Genomic DNA, 13,336 nt, shown 5'->3' on the forward strand with positions numbered 1-13,336 from the left:
ACCTTCCTCTCTCTTTCTATTTCAGATGTTTGCGAAGCGCCGACCCAATGCCGTCGACCACGAGCACGCATATGAGGATGGACAGCAAAATGGCGGAGACCTCGTCGTACTTGATCAGGCGCAGAGCTGCCATGAGTTCGAAGCCAATGCCGCCCGCACCCACGATGCCCATCACTGCCGATGCGCGAAAGTGATATTCCCATCGGTAGATGGTGATGTCCGCCAACTGGGGCAAAACCTGCGGTAACACAGCATGGGTGATGACCTGAAACCGGCTTGCGCCCGCGGCCTTAGCGGCCTCCAGAGGTTTCGGGTCCACGTGCTCTATGGCTTCGGCGTAGAACTTGGCCACCATGCCCGTGGAATGCAGGGCCAACGCCAGCACACCAGGCAATGCCCCAAAGCCCACGGCCGCGACGAACAGAATGCCCAGGATGATTTCAGGCACAGACCGAAATGCAGCCAAGATGGTTCTGACGATTCGCCCAACCACCGCATTCGGCGCGGTGTTGGGCGCCGCCACCAGGGCCAGCGGCAACGACGCCAGAACGGTCAGCGCCGTGCCTGCGATCGACATGGCTAAGGTGTCACGCAATGGAATGACCCAGTGCTCCCAGCGCTCGAAATTCGGCGGCACCATCTCTGAGGCCAACTGCTGAATCGCTGGGCCGCCTTCGATGAAACGCTGCGCGTCAAAGAAGCCGGTGACATACAAAGCCACCACACAGACGAACAGAACGACACAGGCGGCGCCCAGCCGTTTGAGTCGCTGCTGTCCGTCGATGGCAACTATGGATTCCAGAGCAACAGACGTCACTGCATGCGCCCCAGATCAAGCTTCAGAATTTGTGCGGTGTCACGCAGAACGTCGTAGGCCTTGTCATCGGTCGCGGCAAAGGCCTGCACACGGAATGACTTGAGAATCTCGGCGTCCTTCATCTCAAGAAAGGCTGCACGGATGGCTGCTTTCAACTCGGGCGTGAGGTTGCCCTGCATCGCGATGGGGTAGTTTGGAATGGGAGCTGACAGTTCGAGTTGCACGATCTTGTTGGCATCCACCGTGCCCTTGGCGATGAGGTTGTCCAGAATGGGTTTTGACAACGCGCCAGCCGGAATTTGCCCTGCCTGAACGGCTCGGGCCACGGCGTCATGCGTGCCCAGGTAAACGGGGCGGTAGTCGGTCTCACCGTCAAGCTTGTAGTTCTTGAGCAGGTGCGCGCGCGGTGCGAGGTGGCTGGACGTTGAAGCCTGGTCGCCAAAGCCAAACGGCTTTCCTCGAACGTCAGCCAGTGTCTTCACCGGGCCGCCCGCCGTGGCAATGAGAACCGACTGGTAGGTCGGAGAGCCGCGCTCCACGCCAACGGCAAAAGGCTCAATGTTGGGCGCCTTGGACTTGGCCAGTACGTAAGAGAACGGTCCAAAGTAGGCCACCTCGATGCGGCCAAAGCGCATGGCTTCAATCATCGACGAGTAGTCCGTAGTCACCGTAATCTCTATTTCCTTCTTCAGGGTCTGTTCCAGGTACCGCTTCAGAGGCTGTGCGTTCTGAATGATGGTGGCGGCGTTTTCGTCCGGCAACAGTGCAACGCGAAGCTTGGAAGGATTTTTGCCCTCGGCATGGGCGCCAAGTGGCAACAGGGCGGCCAAAGTGACGGCAGCGATAAATTGGAAACGGCGACGATTCAGCACGGTAAAAACTCCTTGGATTGAGAGGGGGAATCAAATTGACTGCCCATGTTGGCAGGTGAGGAAGAACGGGACGGTTCGACAGGTGACGACTTCGCGTACAGGGCAGACTGGGCTTCTTCCGTCAACTGCGCTGCTGTCCCGTCGAACACCACCTGGCCCTGGCGAAGGCCCACAATGCGGTCGGCGAACATGCGCGCGAGGTTGACTTGATGCAGACTCACGATGGCCGTGAGTCGGTCTTTCTTGCAGATGTCGTGAAGCAGGGTCAACACACTCTGCGCGGTCGCCGGGTCGAGGCTGGCCACCGGCTCATCGGCCAGCAGCAGGCGGGGCTTTTGCACCAAGGCACGCGCAATGCCAATGCGTTGTTGTTGCCCACCAGACAAGGTGTCTGCCCGTGCTAGGGCTTTCTCAAGCAGGCCTACGCGGTCAATGGCCGCCAGCGCCTCCAGCTTGTCAGCCTTGCTCCAAGGCCACAACGACGCCAGAGATCCGCGGGTGGCGAGCTTGCCCATCAACACATTGGCCAGCACGCTTTGCCGCCCGATCAGGTGGTGCTGCTGGAACACCATGCCGCAGTGGCGCCGATGCTCAAGAAGGTTGCGTTTTGAGACGGTGCCGCCCGGCAGATCGGCCACCGACACCTCTCCGTCTGTGGGGCTAACCAAGCCATTGATGCTGCGCAGCAGCGTTGACTTTCCCGCGCCCGACGCGCCCAGCAGCACAAGGAACCCGCCATGCTGTACCTCCAGCGAGGTGGGCGCAAGCGCTGTGTGACCATCGGCATAGGTCACCGTGATACCCCGCAAGCTCAGATGGCTCTCGCGAATTGCAGTTTTCATAGCTCGGTTTCATTTGTTGTGGTGCGCTAGACGCACACCAGGACTCAAGTGGTCAGAGGTATCTCTCGGGAAAGAGGAGGTTCTGGAAGAAACAGCTTCAGTGGAAGCACAGCTCAAGTCTGGGTGACCAAGGTGTCATGAATATGAAACTTTCATCCCTAAAAATGAGGGCACCCATAGATCACATCAATGTCTGGACTCAGCCTCCTCGCAGCCTTGAAGGCCTTTGACGCAACGGCCCGAGCCGGCAGCATGACCGCTGCCGCGAGAGTGCTCGCTATTCAACAACCGACTGTTTCTTCACACATACAGCGCCTGGAGGTCGACTTCGGCGTGGAGCTTTTTCATCGGCGCGGGCGGCGGCTTGAACTCACGTCCTTTGGACGCACTCTGTTGAACTACACCCGGCGTACCTTCAGTGGCGAGGAAGATGCGCACGCACTGCTCGCTGCTGCGAAAAATCAATACGTAGGGCGACTGGTCATCCATGCCATCGGGCCGCACAACGTGCTGCCCGTGTTGAAGCTGTTCATGAAACAGTTCCCCCAGGTCAACGTGGCTGTTGGCGTAGGCGACTCGCGAACCATCACCGAAAAGATTCTTGACTACCAGGGAGACGTGGGCATGGTGCTCAATCACGTCGCTCACCCAGATCTATTTGGCGCGGCTTACCGTACCCAGCGATTGGTGATATTCGGCAACACCCAACACTCACTCGCGCAACGGGCCACTCTCAAACTGCGTGATCTGCAGGGTCAGAGGTTCGTCATCCGAGAGGAAGGATCGACGACCAGACGCGTGTTTGAACAAGAACTAAAGGAGCGAGGCGTCGAGGTGCAGGTGGCTCTGGAGATGGGCAGCCGCGAGTCCGTTCGAGAGGCGGTGGCGGAGGGGCTGGGCCTAGGCGTCGTGGCGGAAACAGCCTACAGGCCAGATCCTCGCCTTGTTAAGTTAACTATTTCAGACACCAGCATGGCGACACAGGTGCACTTCATCTGTAGAAAGGAGCGGCATCAAGCTCCTCTGATCTCGACCTTCCTGGGTTTGGCGCATAGCGTAAGTCAGAAAATTGCCTAGGTATGGAACTTGGATTCCATGCAGCCGTGGGGCATGGGACCGAGGGGCAACTGTTCGCCTGTAGGCCGACTTAAGTTAAGGGTTGTAGGACGCCCGTAATCGCGCGGCGATCCCATCTTGACTGCGGGGCGCGGTCGTGTATCTGAATATGCGCTGTCAGGCTGACTGCCAGCGGTATGGCAGCAGCTCGCCGATCTGGGTGGCGGGCTGCATGGGCAGGCGTACCATGACATCGCGCAGGTAGGCGTAGGGTCGTGCCCGTTCATGGGGAGACGTGTGCTAGACCATGACTGCAGCTCCCTCGATACCGGTCATCGATGCTGCCGCGCTGCTGGGTGAGCCAATGACAGCTTTGTGCCAGGCACCGTGAACTCAGGTCACGGCCGCGACCGACAGCAACCGCTGCAAACCTGTCTCCCACCCTCCTTCAATCTCGTTCACTTCCCACCCTCAACCCCTCAGCCGCAAATGGCGCCAGGAACTGCTCACTGCGCTCAGACGTCGCTACCAGCCACTCGTCATAGACCGACTCCGGCAACACCACAACCATGCGTTTCTCGTCGGTCGGCTTGTGAAACTGGTTCATCAGCGGGTGGGTATCGGCGATGGTCGTCAGCATGGTGTAGCTGTGTACCCAATCCCCCTGGGGAGACTTCCAGACAGACCACAAACCTGCAATACCCATGGGCCGACCGTCTGACCGTTCGATACGAGTGGGAATGGCCTTGCCGCTGCGCCAGTCCGGTTCGTAGATGGCCTGGGCCGGGATGATGCAGTGCTGCGCCCTCTTCCAAGCTTCCCGAAAACTCGGTTTGGTGGCCACCGTCTCGCTGCGTGCGTTGTAGGTACTGCGGCAGATCTTCAGGTCGGTCGCCCAGTGGGGTACCAGGCCAAACAGGCCGGGTAACGCTTCCCGATCTGGTACTGCGTCATCCCCTGAGTCCTTCTCCCTGGGGCGGCGGATCAGCAGGCCGGGGCATCCCGGCCAGAGATCGGATTTGCCCAAGTCGGCCGGTGGTTCCACCTGGAACACCTTTCGCAAGACCTGGGCGTCCCGCACGCCTTCGTAGTGACTGCACATGGTTCCATCCTATGCGCGGATGCGCGCCGGTTTTCTGTGAAGCATTCCCAAGGGGCGGGCTTGGCTTCTATACTGTTGTTATGTCCAGCATTGTAAAAGATCACCTGTTGTCACCCCTGTTCCATGGCGCCGAGTCGGGGCGCTGCAGCACACCAAAGCCCTTGGCCGATTGCGCCCTCCCCGCCTTCCAACTTGAATCCCGGATTCGGGCGGGTTTTCCGTCGCCGGCGGAGGATTTCCAGGCCAAACGCATCGACGTGCTCGAACACCTGATCAAGCACCCCCAGGCCACCTACAGCATGACGGTGCGGGGTGAGTCCATGCGTGAGGCGGGCATCTTTGATGGGGATGTGCTGCTGGTGGACCGGGCGATCAAGCCCAGCCACGGCCAGATCGTGGTGGCGGTGGTCGATGGGGACTTCACCTGCAAGCAGCTCTGGCAACGCGGGGGGCGGCTGAAGCTCAAGGCTGCCAACCCGACCTTCGCCGACATCGTGCCCACCGAAGGCCAGACGGTGGAGGTCTGGGGCGTGGTGATCGCGGCGATCAAGCAGTTCAAGCGCTGAAGCTGGCGAACCTTGGTTGAACGTGCTGCATGGCTTCTCCGTTGTATGCCCTGGTTGATGGCAACAATTTCTACGTCTCCTGCGAGCGGGTGTTCCGCCCCAGCCTGAACGGCAAACCGGTGGTGGTGCTCTCCAACAACGACGGTTGCGCGATTGCCCGCTCCAACGAGGCCAAGGCCCTGGGCATTGCCATGGGGGCGCCCTGGTTCAAGATCCGGCATCTGGCGGAATCCCAGGGGCTGGTTGCACTCTCGGCCAATTTCCCGCTATACGGAGACCTGAGCGACCGCATGATGAGCCTGGCGGCCGGACTCGGGCACCGACAGGAGATCTATTCCATCGACGAGTCCTTCGTGGATCTTTCCGGGGTTCGCGGCGATTTGCTCAAACGCAGCCAAACCATCCGCGAGCGGGTGCTGCAGTGGGTGGGCATTCCTTGCTGCATCGGCATCGGGCAGACCAAGACCCTGGCCAAGCTGGCGAACCACATCGCCAAGTCGGCCGAGCGCAAACGGGACAGCTACCCCGCTGAACTGGCTCAGATCTGCAACCTGTCGGCTCTGAACCGCGCAACACTGGATGCGGTGCTGGCGGCCACACCGGTCGAGGAGGTCTGGGGTGTAGGCCGTCGCATCGCGGCGCAGCTCAAAGAGGGTGGCATCCACACGGTGCTTGATCTCACCCGCATGGACCTGGCCACGGTGCGCCAGCGCTGGTCGGTGGTGCTGGAACGCACGGTGCGGGAGTTACAGGGACAGTCCTGTGTGGATCTGCAAGACGTTGCACCGGACAAACAGGAAATCGCCTGCACCCGGTCGTTTGGTCGCCCGGTTACCGCGCTGGAAGACCTCAGCGAAGCCGTCAGCGAGTTCGCCAGCCGGGCGGCCGAGAAGCTGCGGCGCCAAGAAGGTCTCGCCAACCAGGTCTTGACCTTTGTGCGGACCAGCCCGTTCCGGCCCGATCCACAGTACAGCCGGTCTATCGTAGTGCCCTTACGAAGACCCACCGCCGACAGTTCACAGATCGCCGATGCTGCCCTGACCGGCCTGCGCTGCATCTACAAGCCGGACTTCCTGTACGCCAAGGCCGGGGTGATGCTGATGGAGCTTCAACCGGTTTCGGTGCACCAGAGTGAATTGGCCCTGGACGAGGAGCCTGGCGAGGGATGGGACAAAGGCCGTTTAATGAGCGCACTGGATGGGCTCAACCGACGCTACGGCCGGGGTACGGTGTTGCTGGGCAGTATCGGTTTAGAGGGGGATCGCAGGCGTTGGGCAATGAAGCAGGAGCGGCGCACGCCGCAGTACACAACGCGATGGGAAGACATGCCTGTGGTGCGGACGTGACGTACTTCAAGTGAGGGGCACCGCTGTACGTCAGGCCCAATTATTCGTAGACGTTTCGAGCCACCTGAATCGATAATGCAGCCGGGTCGGCCTGAACAGTCGGCCCTCCTCCCTGAAAAGTCGTGTGACAGCGACTTTGCATTTGCCCGGCCTTCGTGCCGGGTTTCTTTTTTCAGCGCGTCCAGCAGACACCGACTGCGCACGGTGCACATATGCTGGAAAACAGCCCAAATCCAGCAGCAGCACAAGAGGTTTCAAGTCCTACATTGACCTCACGGTGTTCAGAGAAACGGCAAGCACTGCCACCTCACGAACAACGTCGAACCGAGGACTTGACCATGAACCATCCACCTCTCGCCGACACCCTGTGCTGGCATTCCAGGAAAGCGGCAAACTTGCCGAGAAGCTTGGCGGCAACACTGGCGAGCGCCGCCGCCAGCTTGTTACTCACTTTGGGGCTCCTCGCACCATCGGCGGCACGCGCCGTCGATGGCTGCCTGGTTCTGCTGTGCTTTGCGGCACCGAGCTGGAAGTCAGTCCCTCAGTGTGTGCCACCGATCCGAAAGGTGCTTCGGGATCTGGCTCGGGGCAAGGCCTTTCCTACGTGCGGGATGTCTGGCGCGGGCAACTCGGCTCGGCATGTGTGGGCTCGGGCGCCGGGCAACTGCCCACCCCAGTACACCCGGGTGCATGAGTCCGAGAGCGGTCCGATCTACACCTGCGACTACACCGGGGCGATCACGGTCACGATCGACGGCAAGCCGTTCACACGTACCTGGTGGGACATGGGTGGCGACACTGTGACGGACTTCAGCCCGGTCGCGAAGTCCCAGCTGGGCACTTGGGACGCCCAGTACGACAACGATCACGCCACCTGGCTTCGCTCCCGTCCGTGAGGGCTGCGCAATGGAAACCTCCACCTTCGCGGCACTCGCTTTGGCCTGCGCGCCACAGGTCCACCTGACCACCGCACACGCGCTCGTCGCCGTCGAAAGCGCCTTCAACCCCTGGGCCATCGGCGTCGTAGGCGGTTCGCTGCAACGCCAACCGCGCCACCGCACCGAGGCACTGTCCACTGCGCAGGCTTTGCAGGCTGCTGGCCGCAACTTCAGCGTGGGCCTCGGGCAGATCAACCTGGGCAACTTCCGGCGCCTGGGCCTGTCGCTGGAATCGGCCTTCGAACCTTGCTCCAACCTGGCCGCCATGCAGACGGTGTTGAGCGAGTGTTTCGAGCGGGCGCAACGCAAGTCGTCTCGGGCATCAGCAGAGCAGGATGCGCTGCGCGCCGCCCTCTCCTGCTACTACAGCGGCAACTTCACCACCGGCTTTCGCCATGGCTACGTGCGCAAGGTGGTCGCCGCAGCCCGCAACCCTCTCCCCATCAGCCAACCCAACCCCGTGAAGGAGCCGTCATGAACCGCTTTCATCTCTTCGTTCCCCTGCGCCACACCGCAACCGCCATGCTGCTGTTCGCTGCAGCATCCAAGGGCTGGGCACAGGGCTTCGACAAGATCAACACCACGGTCACCAATGTCAACACCATCCTGGTGACGATCTCGATTGCGGTGGTGACCATCGCGATCATCTGGGCCGGCTTCAAGATGATCTTCCAGGGCGCTCGCCTGGCCGACGTGGCCAATGTGCTGATCGGCGGCACGCTGGTGGGTGGGGCGGCTGCCTTCGCCAGCTACATCGTCAGCTGAAGGCTGAAGGTGCAGACCATGCAAGCCGAAGCCATCTACAAGGGCGCCACGCGCCCGGCCATGAAGCTGGGCATCCCGCTGGTGCCGCTGGTGATCCTGTTTGGTACCGGCATGTTGCTGATCATGTGGGGCGGCATCCTGGTGAGCTGGTGGCTTGCGCTGGGTGTGGTCCTCTCCATTGCACCGGTGTTGCTCTGGATGCGGTGGTTGACAGCCCGCGATGACCAGCGGTTCCGGCAGATCTTTGTGGCCCTCAAGCTGAAGCTGCACGACCACAACCGCCGGTTCTGGCGCGCGCGCAGCTACTCGCCCACGCTCTACCGGGGAGGCTGCGATGTTTGGCATGTTTGACCGATCCGGCAACGCGGCCCGTCGTCGCTCTGGGCGACCTGGTGCAGGGCAGCCACAACCGCGCCATTGGGCACAGGCGCTGAAGGAGAACCCGCTCACGCGGTTTGTGCCTTTCTCCTCACTGGTCAGTGAGCACGACGTGATCACACGTGGGGGCGATTTCATGCGAGTCTGGCGTCTCGACGGCGTGGCCTTTGAATGCGCTGATGAACACCTCATCGCAGAACGGCATGAAGCACTGTGCAGCCTGCTGCGGAATCTGGCGGGCGGCCAATGGGCCGTGTGGACCCACCGGCTGCACCGGAAGATTCAGGATCAACTTGAAGACCCGCTGCAAGCTGGCTTTGCGCGCGACCTGTCACAGGCCTACCAAGCCAGGCTGGGCAAACACACCATGATGAGCAACGAGCTGTACCTCACGCTCGTATACCGGCCCAATACCTCTCGCCTCAGCCGGGCACTGCAATCGACCCAGCGTTCAAAGACCGCCATTGCTGCAGCGCATGCTGAAGCCCTGCGCGTGATGGAAGAACGGACCGCTTTCGTGCACCGGGTGCTGCGCGGCTTTGGCCCTCAACTGCTGGGGGCGCGCATGCAGGGTTCAAGGCGGTATTCCGAACTGGCCGAGTTTCTGGGCTACCTGGTCAACGGCAACTGGAGGCCGGTGCCCCTTGCGGCAGGGCCACTGTACCGAACGCTGCCCACCACCCGCCTGTCATTCGGTGGCGACAAGCTGGAACTTCGCCATGGCGAACAGCGCCGTTGCGCGGCCCTGGTGGACATCAAGGAATACGCCGATGCGGTGGAGCCTGGCATCCTGAACTCGCTACTGTATGAAGACAGCGAGTTCATCGAAACCCAGAGCTTCTCGATACTGCCCCGGCGCGAAGCCATGCGTGCGCTGGAGCTGCAGCGCGACCAGCTGATTGCCAGCGACGACGTGGTGGCCAGCCAGATCGCCGACATGGACGAAGCGCTCAACGAGCTGGGCGATGGGCAGTTCTGCATGGGCGAGTACCACTACAGCCTGGTGGTGTTCGGTCAGCCCGGCGAAGACAGCCTGGCCGATGCCGGGCGACGGGCTTCACAAGCGATTGGAGCAGTGGGTGAGGCGTCCAGCCTCCAGATGTCGCCGGTTGATCTGGTGGCCGATGCTGCCTGGTTTGCCCAGATGCCGGGCAACTGGCAGTGGCGCCCGCGCGATGCCAAGTTGTCGTCCCGCGCTTTCGCGGCCCTGGCCAGCGGTCACAACTTTGCCCGGGGAAAGCGCGACGGCAATCCCTGGGGAGAAGCGCTGGCCTTGCTGCGCACCCCATCGGGCCAGCCCTTCTACCTGAACCTGCACAGCAGCCCCGAAGGCGAAGACTCTGCCGACAAGAAGCTTCCGGGCAACACCCTCATCATCGGCTCCACCGGCGTCGGCAAGACCACGCTCGAGATGTTCCTGCTCACGCTCACCCGGAAGTGGAACCCGGCGCCTCGCCTGGTGCTGTTCGATCTGGACCGAGGTTGCGAGATTGCGATACGGGCCTTGAACGGCCGCTACTTCACCCTTGAAGCGGGCAAGCCCACCCACCTGAACCCGCTGCAGCGAGACCCCACGCCAGCTCGCATCCAGTTCTGGGAACAGCTGATCCGCATCTGCATCGCCACGCCTGCTCTGCCTTTGCTGCCGGCCGATGAACGCGCGATTGCCGACGCCGTCAAGACGGTGGCCACCATGCCTACCGCTCTGCGCCGCTTCTCGACGGTTCGCCAGAATCTGCCGAAGTCGGGCGAAAACAGCCTGTACGAGCGGCTCGGGCGCTGGTGTGAAGGCGGTGCCCTGGGCTGGGTGTTCGACCAAGCCAACGACCAGTTGGCGGACCTGGACGCGGCGTCGGTGATCGCCTTTGACACCACGGAGTTTCTGGACCTGCCCGAGGTGCGAACGCCGGTCATGCTCTACCTGCTGCAGGTGATGGAAGAGCTGGTCAACGGAGAACGCCTGATCTATGTGATCTCTGAGTTCTGGAAAGCGCTGGATCACGAAATCTTCAGCGACTTCGCCAAACAGAAGCAGAAGACCATCCGCAAGCAAAACGGCCTGGGCATTTTCGACACCCAGAGCCCATCCGATGTGCTGCGCCACCCCATCGGGCGGACCATGGTCGAACAGAGCGTGACCAAGATCTTCCTGGCCAACCCGGAAGCGGTGCGCGAGGAGTATGTCGAAGGCTTTGGGCTCAGCGAGGCCGAATTCGGCATCGTGCGCAGTCTGGGCGCGCAGGGTGGGCGCCGCTTCCTCGTCAAGCAAGGCCACAGCAGCGCCATCTGCGAGCTGGACCTCAGCGGGATGGACGATTTCATCACCGTGCTCTCGGCCACCACCGACAACGTGGCCCTGCTCGACACCGTTCGCGAACGGCACGGTAACGATCCGTTTCTGTGGCTTCCCGAGTTGTTGCGCGAGGTTCAGGATCGTAAATCCCGTACTTCTAGGAGAACCCCATGAAACCCCACGTTCAATGGTTTTCGCTGATCGCTTTCGCGTTGGCCCTCAGCACGGCATCGGCCCAGTTCGTCAAAGGCAATGAGGCAGTCCGTGTCATGGTCGATGGCACCCAAAAGGTGGAAGTGCCGCCGCTCCCGTCGGTGGCCTTGGGTTCGCCATGCCCAGCCATCAAGCCTGGCTGCGCGGGAGGTGGCTGGAAGATGCTGGAGAACAATTCGGGTCTGGTCGAGTGCACCGAAGTCTTTGCACGACCCACGACCTGCAGGCCCTCGACCTACGGCGTTGAAAAGCGATCCCGCGCGTGGATCGTGAAAGTCAAAGGCCAGTGGGTGCAGTGCGCGCAACCCGACATTTCGGGGAGGTGCGTCAGCCTAAGAAGCCTCCCTGTCAGCGCTGTTCAATAGCCGAGGAGACATCCCATGTTTGCCTGGGTCGGCTCACAGTTCGATGCGGTTTTGAGCACTTACGTGCTCGGCGTCGTGGGTTCGCTCATGGCCGGGATCGCACCGATCGCACTAACGGCGATGACGATATGGGTAGCGCTGTATGGGTGGGCTGTTCTGCGCAATGAGGTTCCAGAGACGGTGCCCACTTTTCTCTGGAAGGTGTTCAAGATTGGCCTGGTGCTGGCGTTTGCTCTGCAATCGGGGTTCTACATCACGAACGTGGCCGACACCGCCAATGCGCTGGCTACGGGGGTGGCCACCACGTTTCTACCGGCAGCCGCAGACCCCACCACGATCTCCTCACCCTACGCACTGTTGGACCGGTTCAATGACGGTGCCAGCCAACTGGTGCTCGATCTGCTGAAGGACGCGGGAATCATGCGTCTGGACCTGCTCTTCGCTGCCGTGGTCTGCTCCATCGGCAACGTCGTCTTTCTTTGCATCGCCCTCTTCGTCGTCACGCTGGCCAAGCTCTTCCTCACGTTCGTGATCGCCGTAGGTCCACTGTTCGTCTTGTGCCTGGCCTGGCGCCCCACGGCACGCTTTTTCGACAGCTGGTTGTCGATGGTGTTGAACGCCGTCGTACTGACCTGGTTCGCATTTTTTGCCCTGGGGATCAGCGCGTTCATGGGCGATGCGATTGTGCAGACCGTCCAGGTCAACGGTGGATTTCAGGGCTCGACGTTCAACGTCGTCGGGGAAAGCCTGAAGTACTGCGTCGTCATGGTGCTCATGGCCATCATCTGCTTTCAGGCGCCCAGTCTGGCCTCGGCGCTCACCGGCGGTGCCGCCATTCAGCAGGGCATCCAGATGATCCAGAACGCGATGATGGTTTCGGGCCTGCGTTCTGCGTCATCCGCCCGTAGCGCCAGCGCTGCCACAAGCGCTGGCGGCGTCATCCGGGCAGGCGCCGGTCTTCCACACACCGCCGCGTCCATGGCCCGCCGAGGTATCGGCGCTGCACGTTCTGCCGCTTACAAACTCGCCGCCCAACGCGGCCGGTCCTGACCACCCCACCCAACCCAGGAGTTCACCATGCACACCCGTTTGAAAGTTGCCGCTGCCGTTCTCTTCACCTTGGGCGCCACCCACGCGCGAGCGACCGGCATCCCAGTGATCGATGTCGCCAACCTGGTCCAGACCGTGCAGCAGGTCATCAACGACATCACCAAGATCAACAACCAGATTCAGCAGATTCGACAGCTGCAAACCCAGATCGAGAGCATCAACGGCATCCGGAACCTGGGCGACGTGTTCAACAACCCGCTGTTGAAGAACTACATCCCGGCCGAAGCCTTCACTTACCTCAACGCGGTCAACACGTCGGGCTACAGCGGGCTCAATGCCACGGCCAAGGTGCTGCGCGACGTGAGCATGATCTACAACTGCATGGACCTCACCGGCGACGCACGCACCCAGTGCCAGGCCGCTCTGGCTCAGCCCTACCAACAAAAAGGGCTGCTGCAAGACGCCATGCAGACCGCGGCTGGGCGACTTGCGCAGATCCAGTCGCTGATGACCCAGATCAACGCCACCACCGATCAGAAGTCGGTGCAGGAAATTCAGGCCCGCATCGGCGCTGAAAACGCCCTGCTCGCCCACGAAATGTCGCAGGTGCAGATGCTGCAAGGCATGGCCGACAGCGAAGAACGCATCGCCCGATCTCGCGAGCGCGAACGGCAATACGAAATGCTGGGCCGCACCGGCAAGGTTTCGGACTTTCTGCCGTAAACCCGCCTGA

The 13,336-nt window shown here is 61.5% G+C and carries 16 protein-coding genes and 1 pseudogene; 11 read left to right on the top strand and 6 right to left on the bottom strand.

Annotation, left to right across the window (positions count from 1 at the left end):
* Positions 1–16 precede the first annotated feature (16 nt).
* From phnE to phnC, 3 genes are read right to left on the bottom strand one after another with little or no spacing between them, the layout of a single operon-like run.
* A complete protein-coding gene (gene phnE / locus CBP34_RS12175) occupies positions 17–817 on the bottom strand; it encodes a phosphonate ABC transporter, permease protein PhnE (protein WP_008903165.1) in 801 nt (266 codons plus the stop codon).
* Positions 814–1,689, bottom strand: a complete 876-nt coding sequence (gene phnD, locus CBP34_RS12180; RefSeq protein WP_008903164.1) for a phosphate/phosphite/phosphonate ABC transporter substrate-binding protein — start codon at positions 1,687–1,689, stop codon at positions 814–816. The genes phnE and phnD overlap by 4 nt, the downstream gene beginning before the upstream one ends.
* Positions 1,683–2,531, bottom strand: coding sequence for a phosphonate ABC transporter ATP-binding protein (gene phnC / locus CBP34_RS12185; protein ID WP_008903163.1), 849 nt, complete (start codon positions 2,529–2,531; stop codon positions 1,683–1,685). Before phnC ends, phnD begins: the two co-directional genes overlap by 7 nt.
* A gap of 189 nt (positions 2,532–2,720) precedes the next feature.
* Here phnC and CBP34_RS12190 point away from each other — a divergent pair, with 189 nt between their 5' ends.
* The gene (locus CBP34_RS12190; protein ID WP_086926349.1) at positions 2,721–3,608 is read left to right on the top strand and encodes a LysR substrate-binding domain-containing protein; all 888 of its coding nucleotides are present in this window, start codon (positions 2,721–2,723) and stop codon (positions 3,606–3,608) included.
* 156 nt (positions 3,609–3,764) lie between these two features.
* Here the strand turns inward: CBP34_RS12190 and CBP34_RS19455 are convergent.
* Together CBP34_RS19455 and CBP34_RS12195 are read right to left on the bottom strand one after the other, a co-directional pair.
* Positions 3,765–3,874, bottom strand: a pseudogene (locus CBP34_RS19455) (transposase domain-containing protein); the annotation flags it as partial.
* A gap of 161 nt (positions 3,875–4,035) precedes the next feature.
* Complete coding sequence (locus CBP34_RS12195) at positions 4,036–4,689, bottom strand: SOS response-associated peptidase (protein ID WP_094098165.1); 654 nt, start codon at positions 4,687–4,689, stop codon at positions 4,036–4,038.
* Positions 4,690–4,850: 161 nt separating this feature from the next.
* Between CBP34_RS12195 and CBP34_RS12200 the strand changes: the two genes are divergently transcribed.
* Both CBP34_RS12200 and CBP34_RS12205 read left to right on the top strand, forming a co-directional pair.
* On the top strand, positions 4,851–5,255 hold the full coding sequence (locus CBP34_RS12200) for a LexA family protein (protein WP_094099164.1): 405 nt from the start codon (positions 4,851–4,853) through the stop codon (positions 5,253–5,255).
* A gap of 41 nt (positions 5,256–5,296) precedes the next feature.
* Positions 5,297–6,601, top strand: a complete 1,305-nt coding sequence (locus tag CBP34_RS12205) for a Y-family DNA polymerase (RefSeq protein WP_094098166.1) — start codon at positions 5,297–5,299, stop codon at positions 6,599–6,601.
* Positions 6,602–6,908: 307 nt separating this feature from the next.
* On the opposite strand, the gene CBP34_RS20065 is transcribed toward CBP34_RS12205, so the two are convergent.
* Complete coding sequence (locus tag CBP34_RS20065; protein ID WP_236748411.1) at positions 6,909–7,052, bottom strand: hypothetical protein; 144 nt, start codon at positions 7,050–7,052, stop codon at positions 6,909–6,911.
* A 235-nt stretch (positions 7,053–7,287) separates the two neighbouring features.
* On the opposite strand from CBP34_RS20065, the gene CBP34_RS20070 reads away from it, so the two are divergent.
* The 8 genes from CBP34_RS20070 to CBP34_RS12245 are packed head-to-tail and all read left to right on the top strand — an operon-like array spanning position 7,288 to position 13,326.
* Positions 7,288–7,497: a hypothetical protein gene (locus CBP34_RS20070; RefSeq protein ID WP_236748412.1), complete on the top strand. Its 210-nt coding sequence runs from the start codon at positions 7,288–7,290 to the stop codon at positions 7,495–7,497.
* Positions 7,498–7,507: 10 nt separating this feature from the next.
* Entirely contained in the window at positions 7,508–8,017 is a 510-nt protein-coding gene (locus CBP34_RS12215; RefSeq protein ID WP_094098168.1) for a lytic transglycosylase domain-containing protein, read from the top strand.
* Entirely contained in the window at positions 8,014–8,304 is a 291-nt protein-coding gene (locus CBP34_RS12220) for a TrbC/VirB2 family protein (protein WP_094098169.1), read from the top strand. The genes CBP34_RS12215 and CBP34_RS12220 overlap by 4 nt, the downstream gene beginning before the upstream one ends.
* Before the next feature lie 18 nt (positions 8,305–8,322).
* Positions 8,323–8,655, top strand: coding sequence for a VirB3 family type IV secretion system protein (locus CBP34_RS12225; RefSeq protein WP_094099165.1), 333 nt, complete (start codon positions 8,323–8,325; stop codon positions 8,653–8,655).
* A complete protein-coding gene (locus tag CBP34_RS12230) occupies positions 8,648–11,149 on the top strand; it encodes a VirB4 family type IV secretion/conjugal transfer ATPase (RefSeq protein WP_208616334.1) in 2,502 nt (833 codons plus the stop codon). The genes CBP34_RS12225 and CBP34_RS12230 overlap by 8 nt, the downstream gene beginning before the upstream one ends.
* Positions 11,146–11,553: a hypothetical protein gene (locus CBP34_RS12235; RefSeq protein ID WP_094098170.1), complete on the top strand. Its 408-nt coding sequence runs from the start codon at positions 11,146–11,148 to the stop codon at positions 11,551–11,553. The genes CBP34_RS12230 and CBP34_RS12235 overlap by 4 nt, the downstream gene beginning before the upstream one ends.
* Before the next feature lie 15 nt (positions 11,554–11,568).
* Positions 11,569–12,603 carry a TrbL/VirB6 family protein gene (locus CBP34_RS12240; protein WP_094098171.1) on the top strand — a complete coding sequence of 345 codons (1,035 nt, stop codon included), beginning with the start codon at positions 11,569–11,571 and terminating at the stop codon, positions 12,601–12,603.
* 27 nt (positions 12,604–12,630) lie between these two features.
* Positions 12,631–13,326, top strand: coding sequence for a TrbJ/VirB5 family protein (locus CBP34_RS12245; RefSeq protein WP_094098172.1), 696 nt, complete (start codon positions 12,631–12,633; stop codon positions 13,324–13,326).
* The last annotated feature ends 10 nt before the right edge of the window (positions 13,327–13,336 follow it).

It is taken from the genome of Acidovorax carolinensis (genome assembly GCF_002157145.1).
GTDB lineage: Bacteria > Pseudomonadota > Gammaproteobacteria > Burkholderiales > Burkholderiaceae_C > Acidovorax > Acidovorax carolinensis.

Bases quoted from the DNA above. Each gene is read 5' to 3' on its own strand.
- CBP34_RS12230 (WP_208616334.1), top strand. From the start codon at position 8,648: ATGTTTGACCGATCCGGCAACGCGGCCCGTCGTCGCTCTGGGCGACCT.
- CBP34_RS12215 (WP_094098168.1), top strand. From the start codon at position 7,508: ATGGAAACCTCCACCTTCGCGGCACTCGCTTTGGCCTGCGCGCCACAG.
- CBP34_RS12240 (WP_094098171.1), top strand. From the start codon at position 11,569: ATGTTTGCCTGGGTCGGCTCACAGTTCGATGCGGTTTTGAGCACTTAC.
- phnC (WP_008903163.1), bottom strand. From the start codon at position 2,531: ATGAAAACTGCAATTCGCGAGAGCCATCTGAGCTTGCGGGGTATCACG.
- CBP34_RS12235 (WP_094098170.1), top strand. From the start codon at position 11,146: ATGAAACCCCACGTTCAATGGTTTTCGCTGATCGCTTTCGCGTTGGCC.
- CBP34_RS12220 (WP_094098169.1), top strand. From the start codon at position 8,014: ATGAACCGCTTTCATCTCTTCGTTCCCCTGCGCCACACCGCAACCGCC.
- CBP34_RS12225 (WP_094099165.1), top strand. From the start codon at position 8,323: ATGCAAGCCGAAGCCATCTACAAGGGCGCCACGCGCCCGGCCATGAAG.
- CBP34_RS12190 (WP_086926349.1), top strand. From the start codon at position 2,721: ATGTCTGGACTCAGCCTCCTCGCAGCCTTGAAGGCCTTTGACGCAACG.
- CBP34_RS12245 (WP_094098172.1), top strand. From the start codon at position 12,631: ATGCACACCCGTTTGAAAGTTGCCGCTGCCGTTCTCTTCACCTTGGGC.
- CBP34_RS12195 (WP_094098165.1), bottom strand. From the start codon at position 4,689: ATGTGCAGTCACTACGAAGGCGTGCGGGACGCCCAGGTCTTGCGAAAG.